This is a genomic window from Pseudomonas sp. SDO5522_S412, from assembly GCF_054071215.1.
Genome location: NZ_JBSVWQ010000127.1, coordinates 1 through 16,545, shown reverse-complemented (window position 1 = coordinate 16,545; position 16,545 = coordinate 1). Strand labels below are relative to the sequence as shown.

General features: G+C 62.3%; 14 protein-coding genes and 1 tRNA gene. 6 read left to right on the top strand and 9 right to left on the bottom strand.

Annotated elements, in window-relative coordinates:
* Positions 1-222 precede the first annotated feature (222 nt).
* Genes ACW9I6_RS21985 through ACW9I6_RS21970 form a run of 4 tightly spaced genes read right to left on the bottom strand, consistent with a single transcriptional unit; the run spans position 223 to position 5,060 of the window.
* On the bottom strand, positions 223-1,167 hold the full coding sequence (locus ACW9I6_RS21985; RefSeq protein ID WP_457339827.1) for an aldo/keto reductase: 945 nt from the start codon (positions 1,165-1,167) through the stop codon (positions 223-225).
* Between the two features lie 12 nt (positions 1,168-1,179).
* Complete coding sequence (locus tag ACW9I6_RS21980) at positions 1,180-2,559, bottom strand: efflux transporter outer membrane subunit (protein ID WP_457339826.1); 1,380 nt, start codon at positions 2,557-2,559, stop codon at positions 1,180-1,182.
* Between the two features lie 18 nt (positions 2,560-2,577).
* Complete coding sequence (locus ACW9I6_RS21975) at positions 2,578-4,032, bottom strand: MFS transporter (RefSeq protein ID WP_177009478.1); 1,455 nt, start codon at positions 4,030-4,032, stop codon at positions 2,578-2,580.
* Positions 4,029-5,060, bottom strand: a complete 1,032-nt coding sequence (locus ACW9I6_RS21970; protein WP_457339825.1) for an HlyD family secretion protein — start codon at positions 5,058-5,060, stop codon at positions 4,029-4,031. Before ACW9I6_RS21970 ends, ACW9I6_RS21975 begins: the two co-directional genes overlap by 4 nt.
* A 104-nt stretch (positions 5,061-5,164) precedes the next feature.
* On the opposite strand from ACW9I6_RS21970, the gene ACW9I6_RS21965 reads away from it, so the two are divergent.
* Together ACW9I6_RS21965 and mug are read left to right on the top strand one after the other, a co-directional pair.
* Positions 5,165-5,788 (top strand): TetR/AcrR family transcriptional regulator, encoded by a 624-nt coding sequence (locus tag ACW9I6_RS21965; RefSeq protein WP_457339824.1) that lies wholly within the window; start codon positions 5,165-5,167, stop codon positions 5,786-5,788.
* The gene (gene mug, locus ACW9I6_RS21960) at positions 5,785-6,300 is read left to right on the top strand and encodes a G/U mismatch-specific DNA glycosylase (RefSeq protein WP_003216518.1); all 516 of its coding nucleotides are present in this window, start codon (positions 5,785-5,787) and stop codon (positions 6,298-6,300) included. Before ACW9I6_RS21965 ends, mug begins: the two co-directional genes overlap by 4 nt.
* Here the strand turns inward: mug and ACW9I6_RS21955 are convergent.
* Positions 6,287-8,332: a prolyl oligopeptidase family serine peptidase gene (locus ACW9I6_RS21955; protein WP_457339823.1), complete on the bottom strand. Its 2,046-nt coding sequence runs from the start codon at positions 8,330-8,332 to the stop codon at positions 6,287-6,289. The two genes, mug and ACW9I6_RS21955, sit on opposite strands and share 14 nt — an antisense overlap.
* A 152-nt stretch (positions 8,333-8,484) precedes the next feature.
* Between ACW9I6_RS21955 and ACW9I6_RS21950 the strand changes: the two genes are divergently transcribed.
* Positions 8,485-8,748: an Ada metal-binding domain-containing protein gene (locus ACW9I6_RS21950; RefSeq protein WP_177022146.1), complete on the top strand. Its 264-nt coding sequence runs from the start codon at positions 8,485-8,487 to the stop codon at positions 8,746-8,748.
* 65 nt (positions 8,749-8,813) lie between these two features.
* On the opposite strand, the gene ACW9I6_RS21945 is transcribed toward ACW9I6_RS21950, so the two are convergent.
* A tRNA-Asn gene (locus ACW9I6_RS21945) sits at positions 8,814-8,889 on the bottom strand.
* Between the two features lie 176 nt (positions 8,890-9,065).
* Here ACW9I6_RS21945 and ACW9I6_RS21940 point away from each other — a divergent pair.
* A complete protein-coding gene (locus ACW9I6_RS21940) occupies positions 9,066-10,448 on the top strand; it encodes a glycerophosphodiester phosphodiesterase family protein (RefSeq protein ID WP_457339822.1) in 1,383 nt (460 codons plus the stop codon).
* A gap of 42 nt (positions 10,449-10,490) precedes the next feature.
* Here the strand turns inward: ACW9I6_RS21940 and ACW9I6_RS21935 are convergent, their stop codons facing one another.
* From ACW9I6_RS21935 to ACW9I6_RS21925, 3 genes are read right to left on the bottom strand one after another with little or no spacing between them, the layout of a single operon-like run.
* Entirely contained in the window at positions 10,491-11,723 is a 1,233-nt protein-coding gene (locus tag ACW9I6_RS21935) for a CaiB/BaiF CoA transferase family protein (RefSeq protein WP_003216714.1), read from the bottom strand.
* A 26-nt stretch (positions 11,724-11,749) separates the two neighbouring features.
* Positions 11,750-13,279, bottom strand: a complete 1,530-nt coding sequence (locus tag ACW9I6_RS21930) for a 3-hydroxyacyl-CoA dehydrogenase (protein WP_457339821.1) — start codon at positions 13,277-13,279, stop codon at positions 11,750-11,752.
* A 2-nt stretch (positions 13,280-13,281) separates the two neighbouring features.
* Positions 13,282-14,067 carry an enoyl-CoA hydratase gene (locus ACW9I6_RS21925; RefSeq protein ID WP_010175990.1) on the bottom strand — a complete coding sequence of 262 codons (786 nt, stop codon included), beginning with the start codon at positions 14,065-14,067 and terminating at the stop codon, positions 13,282-13,284.
* 263 nt (positions 14,068-14,330) lie between these two features.
* Between ACW9I6_RS21925 and ACW9I6_RS21920 the strand changes: the two genes are divergently transcribed.
* Both ACW9I6_RS21920 and ACW9I6_RS21915 read left to right on the top strand, forming a co-directional pair.
* Positions 14,331-15,188: an IclR family transcriptional regulator gene (locus ACW9I6_RS21920; RefSeq protein WP_008433245.1), complete on the top strand. Its 858-nt coding sequence runs from the start codon at positions 14,331-14,333 to the stop codon at positions 15,186-15,188.
* 69 nt (positions 15,189-15,257) lie between these two features.
* Positions 15,258-16,412 carry an acyl-CoA dehydrogenase family protein gene (locus tag ACW9I6_RS21915; RefSeq protein ID WP_003216725.1) on the top strand — a complete coding sequence of 385 codons (1,155 nt, stop codon included), beginning with the start codon at positions 15,258-15,260 and terminating at the stop codon, positions 16,410-16,412.
* Positions 16,413-16,545 lie beyond the last annotated feature (133 nt).

The following is a 16,545-nucleotide window of genomic DNA, read 5'->3' as shown; positions in this document are numbered from 1 at the left end:
ATTCACCGAGTTGTCTGCATCGCCGGCAAGCCAGCTCCTACAGAAAAGCAGCTTTTGCCTTTGCTTTTAACACTCAGGTCGGCTCTCAGGCAGCCGTGCTCTTACTTTTGATCTTGATCTAACTGCCCCCTGCCGCTTTTGCAAAGTGACTCGCTATAAGAGCGAAACCATAAGTAGCCATAACCTAAATAACGGATATGTACCCCCCTCCCCCGGCCAAACTCAAAACTTCTCCCGCGAAATAAACCCCAACACCCCAGTATCCATCACCGGATTAAAACGAACCCGGGTCGTAATGTCCTGCTCAATCTCACGCATCGCCACCTGCGGCAACGTAGAAATATCCGCATCCTCCCGTATCCGCGCCGGCGTCACCGACGAGGTCAAAAACGCCACCCCACGCTGCACCGACCACGCCAACGCAACCTGAGCCGGCGTCTTCCGCACCCGCCGTGCAATCCCGGTAATCACCGGTTCATCCAGCACCCGCGGCCTCATCCCATGCCCCAACGGCGCAAACGCCAACACCACAATCCCATGCTGCCTGCAAAACTCCAACAGCTCCCACTCCGGCAGATAAGGGTGTGACTCAACCTGCACCACCGCAGGTTTTATCCGCGCCACCGCCACCAACTCCCGCAGCGTTTCCAGGCTGATATCCGACACCCCGATGGACTTGCAACGCCCCTCATCCACCAGACGCTCAAGCACCCGCCACGTCTCGATCAACGTCACCCCCGAGTCATACAACACATGCCCAAACGCATCCCGTGGGTGCAGCTCGTCACCCGGCAAAAACGCAAACGGCGTATGGATCATGTAGCAGTCGATCACCTCCACCCGAAGCCGGCGGCAACTGGCTTCGAACGCCGGCACCACACGCTCGGGCCGATGGTTGTTGTTCCACAGCTTGGTGGTGATGAACAGGTCCTCGCGCCGGACTTTACCGGCCGCCACCGCATCGTGAATCGCCGCGCCGACCTGCGCTTCGTTGCCATAACGCTCCGCACAATCGAAATGGCGAAAGCCCGCCTCCAACGCTTGCGTGACCGCCTGGGTGGTGGCCGTCAAATCCCTGAACAGCGTCCCGAACCCCACCGCCGGCATCGCGCCCGAACCATGCTGCAAAGGAAAACGGGTATCGCGAAGTGCATCGTAATAGCTCATGTGTTTGCTCCACTAGCGTTTGAAATCGTTGACCGAGCGACCACCGAGCGCCACGAACAACCGCACGGTGTCGAGATGTTGGGCGGTGCTCGCCCGGATCTGCCCGAGCAGGGCCTGCTCATAGGCGCGTTGTGCCTCCAGCACTTGCAACAGCCCGCTCTCCCCTGCCCCATAGGCCTGCTGGTTCAGGCGCAAACTGTTGGCGGCGGCCTGTAGCGCGGCGGTCTGTGCCTGGTACTCCTCGGCGTCGTGGTTGATCGCCTGCAAGGTGTCTGCGACCTGGCCGAAGGACTTGATGACGGTCTGCTGATAGTTGGCGAGCGCGGCGTTGTAGCCCTCCACGGCGGCCTGGCGCTCTGCCTTGAGAGTTCCGCCATCGAAGATCGGCCCCGCCAACCCGGCGGCAAAACCCCACAGCGCCGCACCACCATTGCCCGACGCGGCCTGGGCCAGTGACGCGGACAACTCCACACGGGGATAGAGATTGGCGGTGGCCACGCCGACCGCCGCGCTGGCCGCATGCAATTCGGCTTCGGCTTGCAGCACGTCCGGGCGGTCATGGGCCAGTTCGGACGGCAAGCTGACCGGCAGCGTGGTGGCCGAGGCAAATCCAGCCAGTTCGAAATCCGGTGCGCGCCAATCCGCCGGGCCCTTGCCCGCCAGGATCGACAGCGCATGCCGCGCCGCATCGCACTGCTGGGCGAGTGGTGGCAACAGGGTGCGGTCCTGCGCCAGTCGCGTTTCGGCCAGGGAGACATCGAGCTGCGTCGTCGTGCCGCTGTGTTGCGCCGCGCGCACCAGTTCGAGGTTTTTCGCGTCGGTGGCGAGCAAGGTCTGCACCGCTTCCATCTGCGCGCTGGCCGAGGCCATCAGCAACGCCTGGCTGGCGACGTCGCCCGTCAGCGTCAGGTACGCCGCCTCGAAGCGATGCTGCTGGAAATCGGCCAATGCCTGCTGTTGCTCGACCCGGCGCTGATTGCCGCCGAATACGTCGAGGTCGAAACTGACCTGCGGCCCGACGCCATAGAAGTTCGTCACCGCTGGCCGCGCGGCGTTGTGCACGCGCTGGCGGCCCGCTTGCGCGGCGAAATCCACCTGCGGGAAAAGTGCACCCTCGGCCGCAGCCACCGAAGCGGCGGCCTGACGCAACGTCGCGTCCGCTGCCGTCAGCTCAAGGTTGCCGGCAATCGCCCGGCGCATCACGCTGTCGAGCGTTCCGGAATGAAAGGTCGACCACCAGTCGACGCTGACCTTCTGACTGAAGGAAACGTGCTGCTCAGCCTGCACGTCATAGTGCGGCGAAGCGGTAACGGACGGCGCCTTATAGTCCGGGCCAACCGAACACGCGGACAGGGTCATGACGGCCGTGATAACAAGCCCATGGGATTTCATTACGCACACTCCGGAAAACTAGTGGGTCGTGACAGGTTTACGCAGCAGCAGCACCAGCGGGCTCACCACCAGCATTGCCCACAGCAGAATCTTGAATTGGCCGACCACCGCGATGAAGGCGGCCTGGCCGGTGATGGCTTCGTTCAGCGCGGCGAATCCCGCCAGGGGCGTCGATGCGGGGACCGAATGCACAGTCAGGTGGCCGGCCAGCGCCACGTGCATCGCCTGGGTGTTGTTGAAGAAGAACCACTGCACCACCGCCACACCCAGGGTGCTGCCGTAGACGCGGGACAGGTTGAACAGCCCACTGCCTTCGGGGCGCAACGTCGGGTCGAGGGTGCTGAACGCCACCCGGGAAAGCGCCGGCATCAGCAGGCCCAGGCCCGCGCCCTGGATTGCGCCAGCCACTGCCACCGGCCAGCCGTCCATCAAGGGTGAATAGCCGAGCATCGAGTGGTTGGCGTAGATCACCACGGCGATCCCGGCGACCACAAATGGGCGGCCGTCGAGATGCGCAGGCACCTTGTTCATCAGCCAGAACGCACCCAGCAGCCCCACGCCACGGGGGATGGTGAGGAAGCCTGTGGTGTCGGGCGGGAAGCCCAGCAGTTCATCCAGCATCGGCGAGGTCATCGCCATGGTCGGCAGCAGCACGAAACCGACGGCGAAGAACAGGATGGTCGACAGCACGAAGTTGCGGTCGCGCAACAACCCCTTGCTGATGAAGTGTGTGCTCGAGGTGAACCGGTGCATTGCGAACAGGTAGAACCCCAGGGCACTGGTGGCGGCTTCCAGCCAGATCTCGGGCGAGTCGAACCACTCCAGGCGCTGGCCACGGTCGAGGACCATTTGCAGGCCGATCACGCCGAGGGTGAAGCTGGCGAAGCCTGCGAAATCAAACGCAGCAGCGCTGTTGGCTTTCTTCTCCTGCTGCAACATCGCCACGATCAAGAAGGTGTACGCCAACAGCGGCAGGCTGGCGTAGAACATCCAGCGCCAGCCGAAATGCTCGCTGATCCAGCCGCCAATCGCCGGGCCGCTGACAATCCCCAGCAACCCGATCGCCGTCCATGACGGGCCGAATTTTGGCCGTTGCGTCGGGGCCAATGTCTCCAGGGCGATGGCCATCGACAGCGGCGCCAACACGCCGCTGGCAGCACCCTGGATGATCCGCGCGCCGACGAATTGCAGTGAGGTGGTGGCCTGTGTCGCGAGCAGCAGGCCGAGGGCGAAGATCAGCATCGCCGCCTGGTAAACCGCCTTCACGCCGAAGCGCGCAGCAAGCCACTGAGCCACCGGCAACGTAATCGCGCTGGCCGCCAGGTACGACGTGAAGATCCACCCCGCCTCGTCATCCGTCATCGACAAACTGCCCTGCACAAACCGCAGGGCCGAGTTCGGCAGCGACACGTTGACCGCCTGCAACCAGGTCACCAGCAACGCCGCAAACCGGAGAGTACGTGCGCCGTTCATGGGCCGGTCCTGATATCAACCGTCACCGTGGCGCTGGTGCCGGAGAACAGCGGCAAGTCCGCGTTGGCATCGTCCAGTTCCAGGCGCACCGGCACCCGCTGCACCACCTTGACCCAGTTGCCGGTGGCGTTTTCCGGCGGCAGCAGCGCGAAGTCGGCACCGGCGCCCGGGCTCAGGCTGGTGATGTGCGCCTTGAAAGGATGATCCGGGTAAGTGTCGAGCTTGATGGTTGCCTGCTGACCGGCTCGCATATGGGTCATCTGGGTTTCGCGAAAGTTGGCCTCGACCCAGGTGCGACGGGGCGACAGCAAGACGAAGGCCGGCGCGCCGCTGTTCAGGTAATCGCCGACCTGCACGTCATCCACCTTGGCCACCACGCCGTCGTCGGGGGCATAGACCGTCGCGTACGAGAGGTAGAGTTGCGCCTCGTCGAGCTGCGCCTGGGCCTCGCGAATCGCCGGGTGTCGGTCGATTTCGATGTCGGGATTGCCGTTCAGCGCCACCACCGTATTGGCGATCTGCTGCTCGACGGACGCCACGCGTTGCCGGGCGACTTTCAGGTCGGTATCGGCCCGTTCGAACACGGCCTGGGACACGAACTCGGTGGCCACCAGGGCCTTTTTGCGGGCGAATTCCTTCTGGTCGAAACCCGCCGATTCCTTGGCCGCCTGCAACTCTGCCTGCTGTTGCCGGTAGCTGGCCTTGAGGCCTTCAATCCGCAGGCGCGCCACGCTCAATTGCGCCTGCGCACGCTCGACCGCGACCTGGAACGGCTCGGGGTTGATACGCAGCAGTACCTGCCCCTTGTGGACCGACTGGTTGTCTTCCACGGCGACCTCCACGACCTGCCCGGATACCCGCGCATTGATCGACGCCTTCGCCACTCGGGCATACGCGTTATCGGTGGATACGTACGGCGCATCCTTGAGGTAATACACATACCCGGCCGCTGCAATGAGTACCGGAAAGCCCACCATCAACAGTGAACGCCAGGGGGTGCGGGTCGTGTTTTCCAACGCATTGCTCATGATCGAATCACCTTTGCTGAGCCCGGGATTTCTGAGGCCTTAATTTTGTGCGATGATGTAAGAATATCGACCCACCCACCTCTACTCAAGGATTTTTGTACGCCATGGCACAAAAAAAGATCACAGAGGCAAAAGGCCGTGGCCGCCCACGGGCCTACGACCCCGAAACGGCAATGCAAAAAGCCCTCGGGGTGTTCTGGAGCACCGGGTATTCCGGCGCCTCACTGGACAGCATCGCCACCGCCGCCGGGATGAACAGGCCAAGCCTGTACGCCGCGTTCGGCGACAAACACGCGATCTACCTCAAGGCACTTGAGCAGTATTGGGGTCTCGCTTCTGCCGCCATCGACGAGGCGCTGGACGACCCGCGCCTGACCCTCGCAGAGGCGTTGATGCGCTTATATGAAGGCCAGTTGTCGATCTACTTTTCGGGGGATGGCGAGCCACGGGGCTGCTTTATCATCGGCACCGCAACCACTGAAGCGGTGGAGGATGCGGAGATTCGCGCCGTGCTTTTGCAGCGCCTCGACGCACTCGACGCCCATCTCGAAACCCGCTTGCGCACGGCCATCGAGGCCGGTGAGTTGAAAGGTGGTGCAGACCCGGCAGCCGTCGCCGTCCTCGCCGCGTCTTTGGTGCACAGCCTTTCGATTCGTGCACGGGCGGGCAAGCCCCACGCCGAATTGATCACCCTGGCGCGCAACGCCGTGCAGGTCATCTGCGGATGAGTGAAGGACTGGAAGACATTCTGGCCGAGCACCTGGCCGTGATTTTCTGCGGCATAAACCCGGGGCTGAAGGCCGCCACCACCGGGCATCACTTCATGGGCAGGAGCAATCGGTTCTGGCGCACGCTGCACCTGGCCGGGTTTACGCCCCATGAAGTGCAGCCGGAGAACGACCGCACGATCCTGCAATACCAATGCGGGCTGACCACGGTGGTGGAGCGGCCTACGGCCCGGGCGGACCAGTTGTCGGCGGATGAATTCAGGGCGGCGGCGGCGGGTTTTGAACGCAAGATCGCACGTTATGCGCCACGGTATGTGGCGTTTCTGGGAAAGGCCGCCTATAGCGCGTTGAGCGGGCAGAAGCAGATTGCCTGGGGGCTTCAACCGCACACCCTGGGGTGTGCGGCGGTGTGGGTTCTGCCCAATCCCAGCGGCAGGAACCTTGGGTTTACGCTCGACCAATTGGTGCAGGCGTACCAGCAATTAAGGCTGGCAACACTCAGTCCCGATTAGAACTCAACTTCTCCCACAAAAAGCTGTAGACCAGCGCACTCATATGCGCAGCCTGTGCATTGTCTGCCGCCCCGCCGTGCCCACCTTCGATATTTTCGTAGTACGTCACGTCCTTGCCGGCCTCGATCATCTTCGCCGCCAGCTTGCGGGCGTGGGCTGGATGCACCCGGTCATCGCGGGTCGAGGTCAGGAAAAACACCGGTGGGTAGGCCTTCGCCGGATCGAACAGGTGGTATGGAGAAAATGTCTGGATGTACGCCCACTCCTCAGGTACGTCCGGGTTGCCGTATTCCCCCATCCACGACGCCCCGGCCAACAGGAGGTGATAGCGCTGCATGTCGAGCAAGGGCACCTGGGAGACGATTGCACCGAACAGTTCCGGGTATTGAGTAAGCATATTGCCGACCAACAGACCACCGTTGCTGCCACCCTCCGCGCCCAGATGTCGGGGCGAAGTAACCCCGCGGTCGATCAGGTCACGGGCCACTGCGGCAAAATCTTCGTAGGCACGCGGACGGTTCTGCTTGAGTGCGGCCTGGTGCCAGCGCGGGCCGTATTCACCGCCACCGCGAATGTTGGCAACCACGTACACCCCGCCCTTCGAAAGCCAGGCGCGGCCTGCCTTACCGGAGTAATACGGGGTCAGGGAGTATTCAAAGCCGCCGTAACCATAGAGCAAGGTCGGCGCCGTGCCGTTGCGCGGCAGGTCTTTGCCGAGCACCAGGAAATAGGGCACACGAGTGCCGTCCCTGGAGACCGCAAAGTGCTGCTCGATCACGTGCTGGCTGGAATCGAAAAAGGCCGGCAGGGTTTTCAGTACCTCGGGCGGATGACCGATCTCGGCCAGCGACAAGGTGGTCGGCGTCAGGTAGTCAGTGGTCACCAGCCAGACGGCATCACTGTCGTCGCTGTCCACTGCGCTGGCACCCACCGTCCCCATGCTCGGCGCCCCGGTGAACGGGCTGTGCTGCCAGCCGTTCGCGCCGGGAGTGAGGACGCTGAGGCGGTTCTTGACGTGATCCAGTACGTTCAGCACCAGGTGATTCAACGTCCAGAAAAACCCTGCCAGCGAGGTGCTGTCCGTAGGGGTGAACAGCACCTCGAAATCCCGCTGGCCTGCCATGAAGCGATCAAACCGGATCGCCAGCAACGAGCCGGCCACAAACACTTCATCAAGCGTCCAGTCCTCCCGCAGTTCCAGCAGCAGCCAGTCTTTGTACACCGACTTTTCCGCCGAGTTCGGCGCGTCGATTTTGCTTAACTGGTTGTCGCTGCCCCGCAGGTACAGCTCGTTGTTGTAGAACGCCAGCGTGCGGCTGACGAAGTCACGCTCGTAGCCGGGCGTGTCGTCGTGCATCGCCGCGATGTACATATCATCCAGCGCGCCTTCATAGACAAGACTGGCGGCACTCAACGGCGTACCGCGCTGCCACTGCTTGACGATGCGCGGGTAACCGGAACGGGTCATCGACCCTTCACCAAAATCGGTATAGACATAGACGTTGTCACGGTCGATCCAGCCCAGGCCGCCCTTGGACTCGGGCAACTGGAAGCCGTCTTCGACCCAGGTCTTGCTGGCCAGATCAAACTCGCGGGTGACATTCGCATCGGCGCCGCCACGGGACAGCGCCAGCAGGCAGCGCTGGTAGTCCGGGCGCAAGAAATCAGCACCGTGCCACACCCAGTTTTCGCCTTCGGCGGCGTTCAGTGCGTCAAGGTCCAGCAACGTTTCCCAGGCAGGTTGAGGCTTGCGGTACTCCGCCAGCGTGGTGCGACGCCACAGGCCCCGCGGGTGGGCGGCGTCCATCCAGAAGTTGTAGTAATAGGCGCCGACCTTATCGACGTAGGGGATGTTGCTGTCCGAGTCCAGTATCTCCAGCACATCGGCCTTGATCTGCTTGAAGCTGTCGGAGCGGGCGAGCCGGTCTTCGGTCCTGAGGTTCTGGGCGCGTACCCAGTCCAGTGAACGCGTGCCGTCGACGTCTTCAAGCCATTGGTAGGGATCGTTGGACGTTTCGGGAAGTTTTGACATGTTCGAATCCTGTCGAAAAGCAGAAATGGATAGCGTGCCCGACTTTGAGCCTTTTTGAGCGATAAAAAAAGCAAGAAACCGGGTGCGCTAGCCGATCTGATCGGCGATACATGGCGGACGTACCGCAGGCTGGTGCGGCAGGAGGACAAGCGATGGCTGACAAAAACATCTGGATGCTGATGGGCGCAGACGCAAGCCCCTTCCCAAGCCCCGAGCCGGGAACGCTGGGCGGTCACCGTCGCGGCAAGCGCTATGGAAAGCTCGACTGTCGTGCGGCGCTGCGAGCCATTGCGCGTGGCGGCTACGTGAAAAATCGCGTGTTTTTTCTCGATGAAGCGACGGCTGTCGCCGCGGGATTTCGTCCTTGTGCGGTGTGCATGCCTGCCGAATATCGTCTGTTTCGAGGGCACGCCTGAATCGAGTGTCCGGGACAAATTCCAGGCAAAAAAAAGCCTGCATCGCTGCAGGCTTTTTTACTATCTGGCTCCACGACCTGGACTCGAACCAGGGACCCAATGATTAACAGTCATTTGCTCTACCAACTGAGCTATCGCGGAATGCGCCGTATGTTACTGATTGAAAAGGAGAAGTCAAGCATTCAGTGAGATTTTTGCTTCACCCCAGGTGCGCCGCGCTGGAAAATCACCACGCCACTTCCTGTCACGACGCTGTCATACGTCAACGCCAACATCCGCAGATACCCCGCCCCTACCCTCTTCTTGAAGGACGACACATGCACACTCGCTCAGGCCCGCCAGCGGTAAAAACCCTGCTTGCCCGTTTTATCGTTATCGGATGCAGCCTGACGGTGAGCGCGTGTGACAGTGTGACCGGAAGCGCGCCTGCCGCCTCTGGTTCCTTCAAAACCCTGGACGGCGCACCGCCGCTGGTTATCGGCCATCGCGGCCTGCCAGGACTGTACCCGGAAGAAACCCGGGCCTCCTACGAGCATGCAGCCGACGCTGGTGCGGATTCGCTGGAGCTGGACCTGCACATGACCAAGGACTGTGTATTGGTGGCCCGGCACAATCCCTGGTTGAGCGACAACACCAACATCAGCGACGTCGCGAAGACCAATCCCGAAGTTGCACGCCGCAAGCGCACGGTGCCCGGTGTACTGGTTAACGTCAGGTATCCGGCCACTGCAGAAAATGGCCCGGCCCAGTACCTGAGTGATCTGACTGACCCCAACGATCCAAAATCCGTGTTGAAGTCCTTGATCGTGGATGGCGAAGACCATACCAACGACTGGTCAATCAGCGATTTCACCCTGGCCGAACTCAAGCAATGGATCGGCGGCACGACGTATGATGCCCGCGACGAGCGCCCGACCGAACTCAACGGCAAGCTGCCGATCCTGAGTTTCCAGGAAGTGATCGACATCGCGAAAGCCAAAAGCGCCGCCACTGGCCGCGTGATTACCACCTACCCGGAAAGCAAGAACCCGATCTGGAACAATGCCCAGGCCATCGCCAACGGCTGCGGCGCGCCGGGCAGTCATCCGTTCGAAGCGGCGTTTCTCAAGACCCTTGAAGACAACAACCTCAATCGCAAAGATGCGCCGGTGTTCGTGCAGAGCTTCGACCCGAACAGCCTGAAATACCTGCGCTCCATCGGCCTGCAATCCAGGGCGGTTCAACTGGTGGATGGGAACGGGGTGAACTTCAAGACCGGCGAGACCATTTTCATCACCGACAAACCCAACACCTTCGTCAGCGGCCGCCCGTACAGCTGGACCGTCGCCGGCGACCCACGCGCCTTTGGTGCGATGCTGACCCCGGCCGGGCTGGCCGAGGTCAAGACCTACGCCGACGGCATCGGGCCATGGAAGCCGCAAGCGATGTCGCTGACCGCCGCTTCAGCGCAAAACCCCGGCTTGCCCGAGGTCGATACCTTCAAGCCCACCAGCCTGATCAGCGATGCGCACAAGGCCGGCCTGTTCGTGCATATTTTCACCTTCCGCAACGAAGCCAAATACCTGGCCGGCGCCTACAAGGGCAGCCCGGCGGCGGAATACATGGCCTTTTTCCGCGCCGGTGTTGACGGTGTGTTTACGGATTTCACGCCGACTGCCGTTGCGGCCCGAACTGCCTACCTTAAAGAAGTCGCGCGCTAAAAAGTCGTGCGCAAAGATGGCGGCCTTATGGGCCGCCATCCTTCAGTCAAGTTGCTCAATCACCCCTCCTGCCTTGAGCTGCCCCAGCTGCTCTGCCGACAACCCGAGGCGCTCGCCCAGTACCTCATCGGTATGCTGCCCCAACATCGGCGCCGGCCTTACATACTCTACCGGCGTGCCTGACATCTTGATCGGGCTGCCGACCATCTCGAACTGCGGATTCCTGGGATGCGGGATCTTCACCATCAACCCACGGGCAATCACCTGCGGCTCTTCCAGGGATTGCGCGATGTTGTTGATCGCCCCCACCGGTACTTTCGAGGCGTGAATACTCGCCACCCACTCGTCCGCCGTGCGCCCCAGGAAGTGCGCCGACAACAGTTCGACAATCTCCGCCCGATGCGCAACCCGATCGGCATTGCGCCGAAAGCGCGGGTCTTCCGGCAGGTGCGGCAAACCGATGCTGTGGCACAGCGCTACAAACTGGCTGTCGTTGCCGCAGGCAATAATGAAGTCGCGGTCGGCGGCGCGGAATACCTGGTACGGCACGATGTTGGCGTGGGCGTTGCCGAAACGCTGCGGCACCTTGCCCGAGGCCAGGTAGTTCATGCTCTGGTTGGCCAGGGTTGCCACTTGTACGTCCAGCAGCGCCATGTCGATGTGTTGGCCAACGCCGGTGCGTTCGCGGCTGAGCAGCGCGGCCTGGATCGCGACGGTGGAATACAGGCCGGTCATCAGGTCGGAGAACGCCACGCCGACTTTTTGCGGGCCGCCGCCGGGCAGGTCGTCGCGCTCGCCGGTGATGCTCATCAGGCCGCCGATGCCCTGGATGATGAAGTCGTAGCCGGGTTCTTCGGCGCGCGGGCCGGTCTGGCCGAAGCCGGTGATGGAGCAGTACACCAACCGTGGATTGATCTCGGCCAGGGTCGCGTAATCCAGGCCATAACGCGCCAGGGAACCGGCCTTGTAGTTTTCGATCAGTACGTCGGAGCTGGCCGCCAGGGCCCGCACCAGTTCCTGGCCTTCGCTGGTGGCCAGGTCAATGGCCACGGATAGTTTGCCGCGGTTGGTGGACTGGTAATAAGACGCCTGCCCGGACGACTCGCCGGTGTCAGTCTTCATCCACGGCGGGCCCCAGCCGCGGGTATCGTCGCCACTCTGTGGCCGTTCGATCTTGATCACTTCCGCGCCGAGGTCGGCCAACACCTGGCCACACCAGGGCCCGGCCAATACCCGGCTTAAGTCCAGCACCCGCAAACCTGTCAATGCACCCATTATTCTTGTCCTGTGATGAATCGAAATCAGCCGACTGCCGGCTCTTCATGACGCAGGGAAATCCCCAGCGCCGCACGCCGCCGCAGCCAGGGGCTGGGGCGATAACGTGGGTCGTGGGTGAGTTCGCTCATGCGTTGCAAAATCGTGAGGATGCGCCGTGGCCCGAGGGCATCGCCCCAGGCGAGCGGGCCTTGTGGATAACCCAGGCCGAGTTGTACGGCCTGGTCAATGTCGTCGACGCTGGCGATGCGTTGCTGGGCGATATCGCAGGCCAGGTTGACCACCATCGCCAGGGTGCGCTGGGCAACGAAGCCGACGCTGTCGCTGATCACTGTCACACCTACACCGTCATTGGCGAGCAACGCGTGGGCGGCATCGCGGGTGGCGGTGGACGTCAGCGGGTTTTGCATCAGGGTGCGGTGGCGCGACAGGTCGGTCAGCAGGTCGATGCACAGGGTGCTTGCCGGGTCAGTGTGGAAGCGCTCGCTGGCCGAGGTGGCGTCGAGACCGTAGGGCGCCAGCAGGCACAACGCTTCAGGCGAAGGCTGCGCCGCGCTTTCAAGGTGTGCGCCCAACTCGATCACCAGGGCGCTGAGGCGCTCGTAGTCGTCGGTGTTTTCGGTGGCGATCCATACCGGCGGGAATTGCTTGATGGAAGGCACCGGCTGCGGCTGCGGGCCGTCCACCACCTGGCCATTTTCATAGCGGTAGAAGCCCTGCCCGCTCTTGCGCCCGAAGCGTCCGCCCACCAGCATCTGGCGGGTCAGGGGCGATGGTTTGTAGCGCGGGTCCTGATAGAACTGGTTGTAGATCGACTCCATCACCGGGTGGGAAACGTCGAGCCCGGTGAGGTCCAGCAGTTCCAGCGGCCCCATGCGAAAGCCTGCGCCTTCACGCAGGATACGGTCGATGTCGCCGCGCTCGGCAATGCCTTCATCGAGCATCTTCAAGGCTTCGGTGCCGTACGCACGGCCGGCGTGGTTGACGATGAAACCCGGAGTGTCCTTGGCGCGCACGCCGCGATGGCCGGTACGGGCGACGAAGGCCAACAGGTCATCGCCGACCTTCGGTGCGGTGGCCAGGCCGTCGATTACTTCGACGACGCGCATCAACGGTACCGGGTTGAAAAAGTGCAGCCCGGCGACCCGCTCAGGGTGCCGGCAGCCGGTGGCGATGGCCGTGACCGACAGCGACGAGGTGTTGGTGGCGAGGATGCACGCCGCGCTGACCACACCTTCCAGCTGCTGCAACAGGCCGCGCTTGGCGTCGAGGTTTTCGACAATGGCTTCCACCACCAGGTCGCAGTCGTGCAGCGCCTCAATGGTGACGGCAACTTGCAGGTTCGCAAGCGCAGCGTCCACCGCTGCCTGGGTGATCTTGCCCTTGGCGGCCAGCTTCGAGAGCGTGGCGCCGAGGTTATCCCGAGCGGTTTGCGCCGCACCGTCGCGGGCATCGAACAAGCGCACCAACACGCCCGCCTGAGCGGCAATCTGTGCAATCCCGGCGCCCATCACGCCGGTGCCTACCAGGCCCATGATCTTGATTGAATCAGCCATTGTCATTCCCCCAGGTAGTTCGCGGTGCGTTTTTCGAAGAACGCCGCGGCGCCCTCCTTCTGGTCTGCCGAATCGAACAGCAGTTGAAAGGCCTTGCGCTCCAACACCAGCGCGCTTTCCAGCGGCAGGTCGGCGCCAGCCAGCATCACTTCCTTGATCTGCTCCACCGCCAGTGGCGGCAAGGCGGCGATCTGCGCGGCCAGTTCCAGGGCGCGGGGGATGGTCTGGTCATCGGCCACCACTTCGCTGAGCATGCCCATGGCCAGGGCTTCCGGGGCCTTGACCATGCAGCCGGTCAACGCGATGCGCATGGCCTGGAACTTACCCACGGCGCGCACCAGGCGCTGGGTGCCACCGGCGCCCGGCATCAGGCCCAGCTTGACCTCGGGCTGAGCGAAGCGCGCCGATTCCCCGGCGACGATCAGGTCGCAATGCATGGCCAGCTCACAACCGCCGCCCAGGGCAAACCCGTTTACCGCGGCGATCACCGGCTTGGGGCAGCGGCTGATGGCTTCCCACAGGTATTCGGTGTGGCGGCGATACATCTCGATCGGGCTGGCGCTGGCGAATTCCTTGATGTCGGCACCGGCCACGAAGAACTGGTCGCCGCCGGTGAGCACGATGGCGCGCACATCACGGCGTTTGGCCAGGGCACGAAAGTGCTCGGCCAGCTCTTCGCGAACCTGGGCGTTCAAGGCGTTTTTCACTTCGGGACGGTGGATGCGTACCACGGCGACGCCATTGTCCTGGACGTCGAGGTGCACTACGGGTTGGTCGAGGCTGGCCACAAATTCTCCTGCTGCAATGTTCTTGTTAGTTCGGATATCGCCAGTTTCGCTATGCGAAACAACATTCCGTATTTAGCGATAATCATAAGGACCGAGTCGCCGTGATGTAAACGTAAAAACCTGACCCTCCTATAAATCGGGCTATAACTCGTTGTTTAGACGAGTTTTATTAAACAAAAAGACAACGCCACGCAAAGTTGATTAGTTTCGCTGTGCGGAATACAATTTTGTTTTGTTGATTTTCTAAAAAAAGGGGGACTAACATGCGCCGTCGAAACCTGGACCCGAACACACCCGAAACACCTGCCGGCAACCACGCCTTCGAGCACTTGCTGATCGATCCGATGAATGCCGACGAGGAAGAAGACAAGGACCGCCAGTTCGTCACCGCCCTGGCCCGTGGCCTGGAATTGCTGCGCTGCTTCACCCCCAGCGAAAGCGTGCTGGGTAACCAGGAGCTGGCGCGCAAGACCGGGCTGCCAAAGCCGACGATTACGCGGATGACCCATACGCTGACCCGCTTGGGCTATCTCAAGCACCTGCCGCAGTCAGGCCGGTATCAGCTGGATGTGGGCGTGATGGCATTCGGTTACGCAATGCTGTCGAACCTGTCGGTGCGGGCCGTGGCCCATCCGCTGATGGAGACGATGGCCAAGTACGCCCAGGCCGCGGTGGCGATGGCCACGCGGGACCGCCTGGACATGGTTTACCTGGACGTGGTCCAGGGTGAAGCCAACATGACCATGCGCCGCCAGGTCGGCACACGGTTGCCGTTGCACTTGAGTTCCGCAGGCCGCGCCTGCCTGGCAGCGATGCCGGAAAACGAGCGGGAATTTATCCTCGACCATATCCGCCAGCGTCATCTGGAGGATTGGCCGGGCATCAGGAAGGGTCTGGAACGTGCCTTCCGGGATTACACCGACTTCGGCTACTGCATGTCGATCGGTGAGTGGCACCGCGATGTAAACGCCATCGCCGTACCGCTGCTGCATGCACAACATGGGCTGCTGACGTTCAACTGTGGCGGACCGAGTTTTCACCTTTCCCGGGAGAAACTCGAGGACGACATCGGGCCCCGTCTCAAGCACATGGTGAACAACATCGAGGCCGCCGCCCGCTAGACAGATCGGTGCAAGGCCTCGGCAGATTGACGACAACAGGCCCGCCGAACGGGCCGCTGAGGAATGCACATGATCCGAGACCCCGAAACGCTTCATCTGTTGCTGGAAACCCTGCAGCAGTTCGTCAACGAGGCGCTGATCCCCCGGGAAAACGAACTGGCCGAGACCGATGACGTCCCGGCGGATATCGTCAGCCAGTTCCGCGAGCTGGGCCTGTTTGGCCTGACCCTGCCCGAAGCCTACGGCGGCCTCGGGCTGACCATGGAAGAAGAGGTCAACGTGGCCTTCGAACTGGGCCGCACCTCGCCGGCATTCCGCTCCTACTTCGGCACCAACAACGGCATCGGCTCCATCGGCATCCTGCTGGACGGCACCGAGGCGCAGAAGCAGCACTACCTGCCGAAACTCGCCAGCGGTGAACTGCTCAGTTCGTTCTGCCTGACCGAGCCGGACTCCGGCTCCGACGCCGCCTCGCTGAAAACCACGGCGGTGCGCGACGGTGACCACTATGTCATCAACGGCACCAAGCGCTTTATCACCAACGCCCCCCACGCCGGGATCTACACGGTGATGGCCCGTACCAACCCGGACATCAAGGGCGCGGGCGGCATCAGTGCATTCATTGTCGAGCGCAACACCCCCGGCCTGTCTCTGGGCAAGCGCGACCACAAGATGGGCCAGAAAGGCGCCCACACGTGCGACGTGATTTTCGACAACGTGCGCGTACCGGCCGACCAACTGATCGGTGGCGTCGAAGGCGTGGGGTTCAAGACCGCAATGAAGGTGCTCGACAAGGGCCGCCTGCACATTGCCGCCGTCAGCGTCGGGGCCGCCGAGCGCATGCTCAACGATGCCCTGAACTACGCCCTGGAACGCAAGCAGTTCGGCCAGCCGATCGCCGAGTTCCAGTTGATCCAGGCGATGCTCGCCGACAGCAAGGCCGAGATCTACGCCGCCCGCTGCATGGTGGTGGACGCCGCGCGCAAGCGTGACGAAGGCCTGAACATCGGCACCGAAGCGTCCTGCTCGAAAATGTTCGCCACGGAGATGTGCGGCCGCGTGGCCGACCGTTGTGTGCAGATTCACGGCGGTGCCGGGTATGTGAGCGAGTACGCCATCGAGCGGTTCTATCGCGATGTGCGCTTGTTCCGCCTGTATGAAGGCACTACGCAGATCCAGCAATTGGTGATCGCCCGCAACATGATTCGCGAGGCCAAGCACTGAACCCCGGGAACAACACTGGACCAATGTGGGAGCGGGCTTGCTCGCGAATGCGGTACATCAGCCACCGGATGCATTAACTGAAAAACCGTTTTCGCGAGCAAGCCCAGTTCCACACTTTTAACGTGTTTCCACC

Bases quoted from the DNA above. Each gene is read 5' to 3' on its own strand.
- ACW9I6_RS21985 (WP_457339827.1), bottom strand. From the start codon at position 1,167: ATGAGCTATTACGATGCACTTCGCGATACCCGTTTTCCTTTGCAGCAT.
- ACW9I6_RS21980 (WP_457339826.1), bottom strand. From the start codon at position 2,559: ATGAAATCCCATGGGCTTGTTATCACGGCCGTCATGACCCTGTCCGCG.
- ACW9I6_RS21975 (WP_177009478.1), bottom strand. From the start codon at position 4,032: ATGAACGGCGCACGTACTCTCCGGTTTGCGGCGTTGCTGGTGACCTGG.
- ACW9I6_RS21970 (WP_457339825.1), bottom strand. From the start codon at position 5,060: ATGAGCAATGCGTTGGAAAACACGACCCGCACCCCCTGGCGTTCACTG.
- ACW9I6_RS21965 (WP_457339824.1), top strand. From the start codon at position 5,165: ATGGCACAAAAAAAGATCACAGAGGCAAAAGGCCGTGGCCGCCCACGG.
- mug (WP_003216518.1), top strand. From the start codon at position 5,785: ATGAGTGAAGGACTGGAAGACATTCTGGCCGAGCACCTGGCCGTGATT.
- ACW9I6_RS21955 (WP_457339823.1), bottom strand. From the start codon at position 8,332: ATGTCAAAACTTCCCGAAACGTCCAACGATCCCTACCAATGGCTTGAA.
- ACW9I6_RS21950 (WP_177022146.1), top strand. From the start codon at position 8,485: ATGGCTGACAAAAACATCTGGATGCTGATGGGCGCAGACGCAAGCCCC.
- ACW9I6_RS21940 (WP_457339822.1), top strand. From the start codon at position 9,066: ATGCACACTCGCTCAGGCCCGCCAGCGGTAAAAACCCTGCTTGCCCGT.
- ACW9I6_RS21935 (WP_003216714.1), bottom strand. From the start codon at position 11,723: ATGGGTGCATTGACAGGTTTGCGGGTGCTGGACTTAAGCCGGGTATTG.
- ACW9I6_RS21930 (WP_457339821.1), bottom strand. From the start codon at position 13,279: ATGGCTGATTCAATCAAGATCATGGGCCTGGTAGGCACCGGCGTGATG.
- ACW9I6_RS21920 (WP_008433245.1), top strand. From the start codon at position 14,331: ATGCGCCGTCGAAACCTGGACCCGAACACACCCGAAACACCTGCCGGC.
- ACW9I6_RS21915 (WP_003216725.1), top strand. From the start codon at position 15,258: ATGATCCGAGACCCCGAAACGCTTCATCTGTTGCTGGAAACCCTGCAG.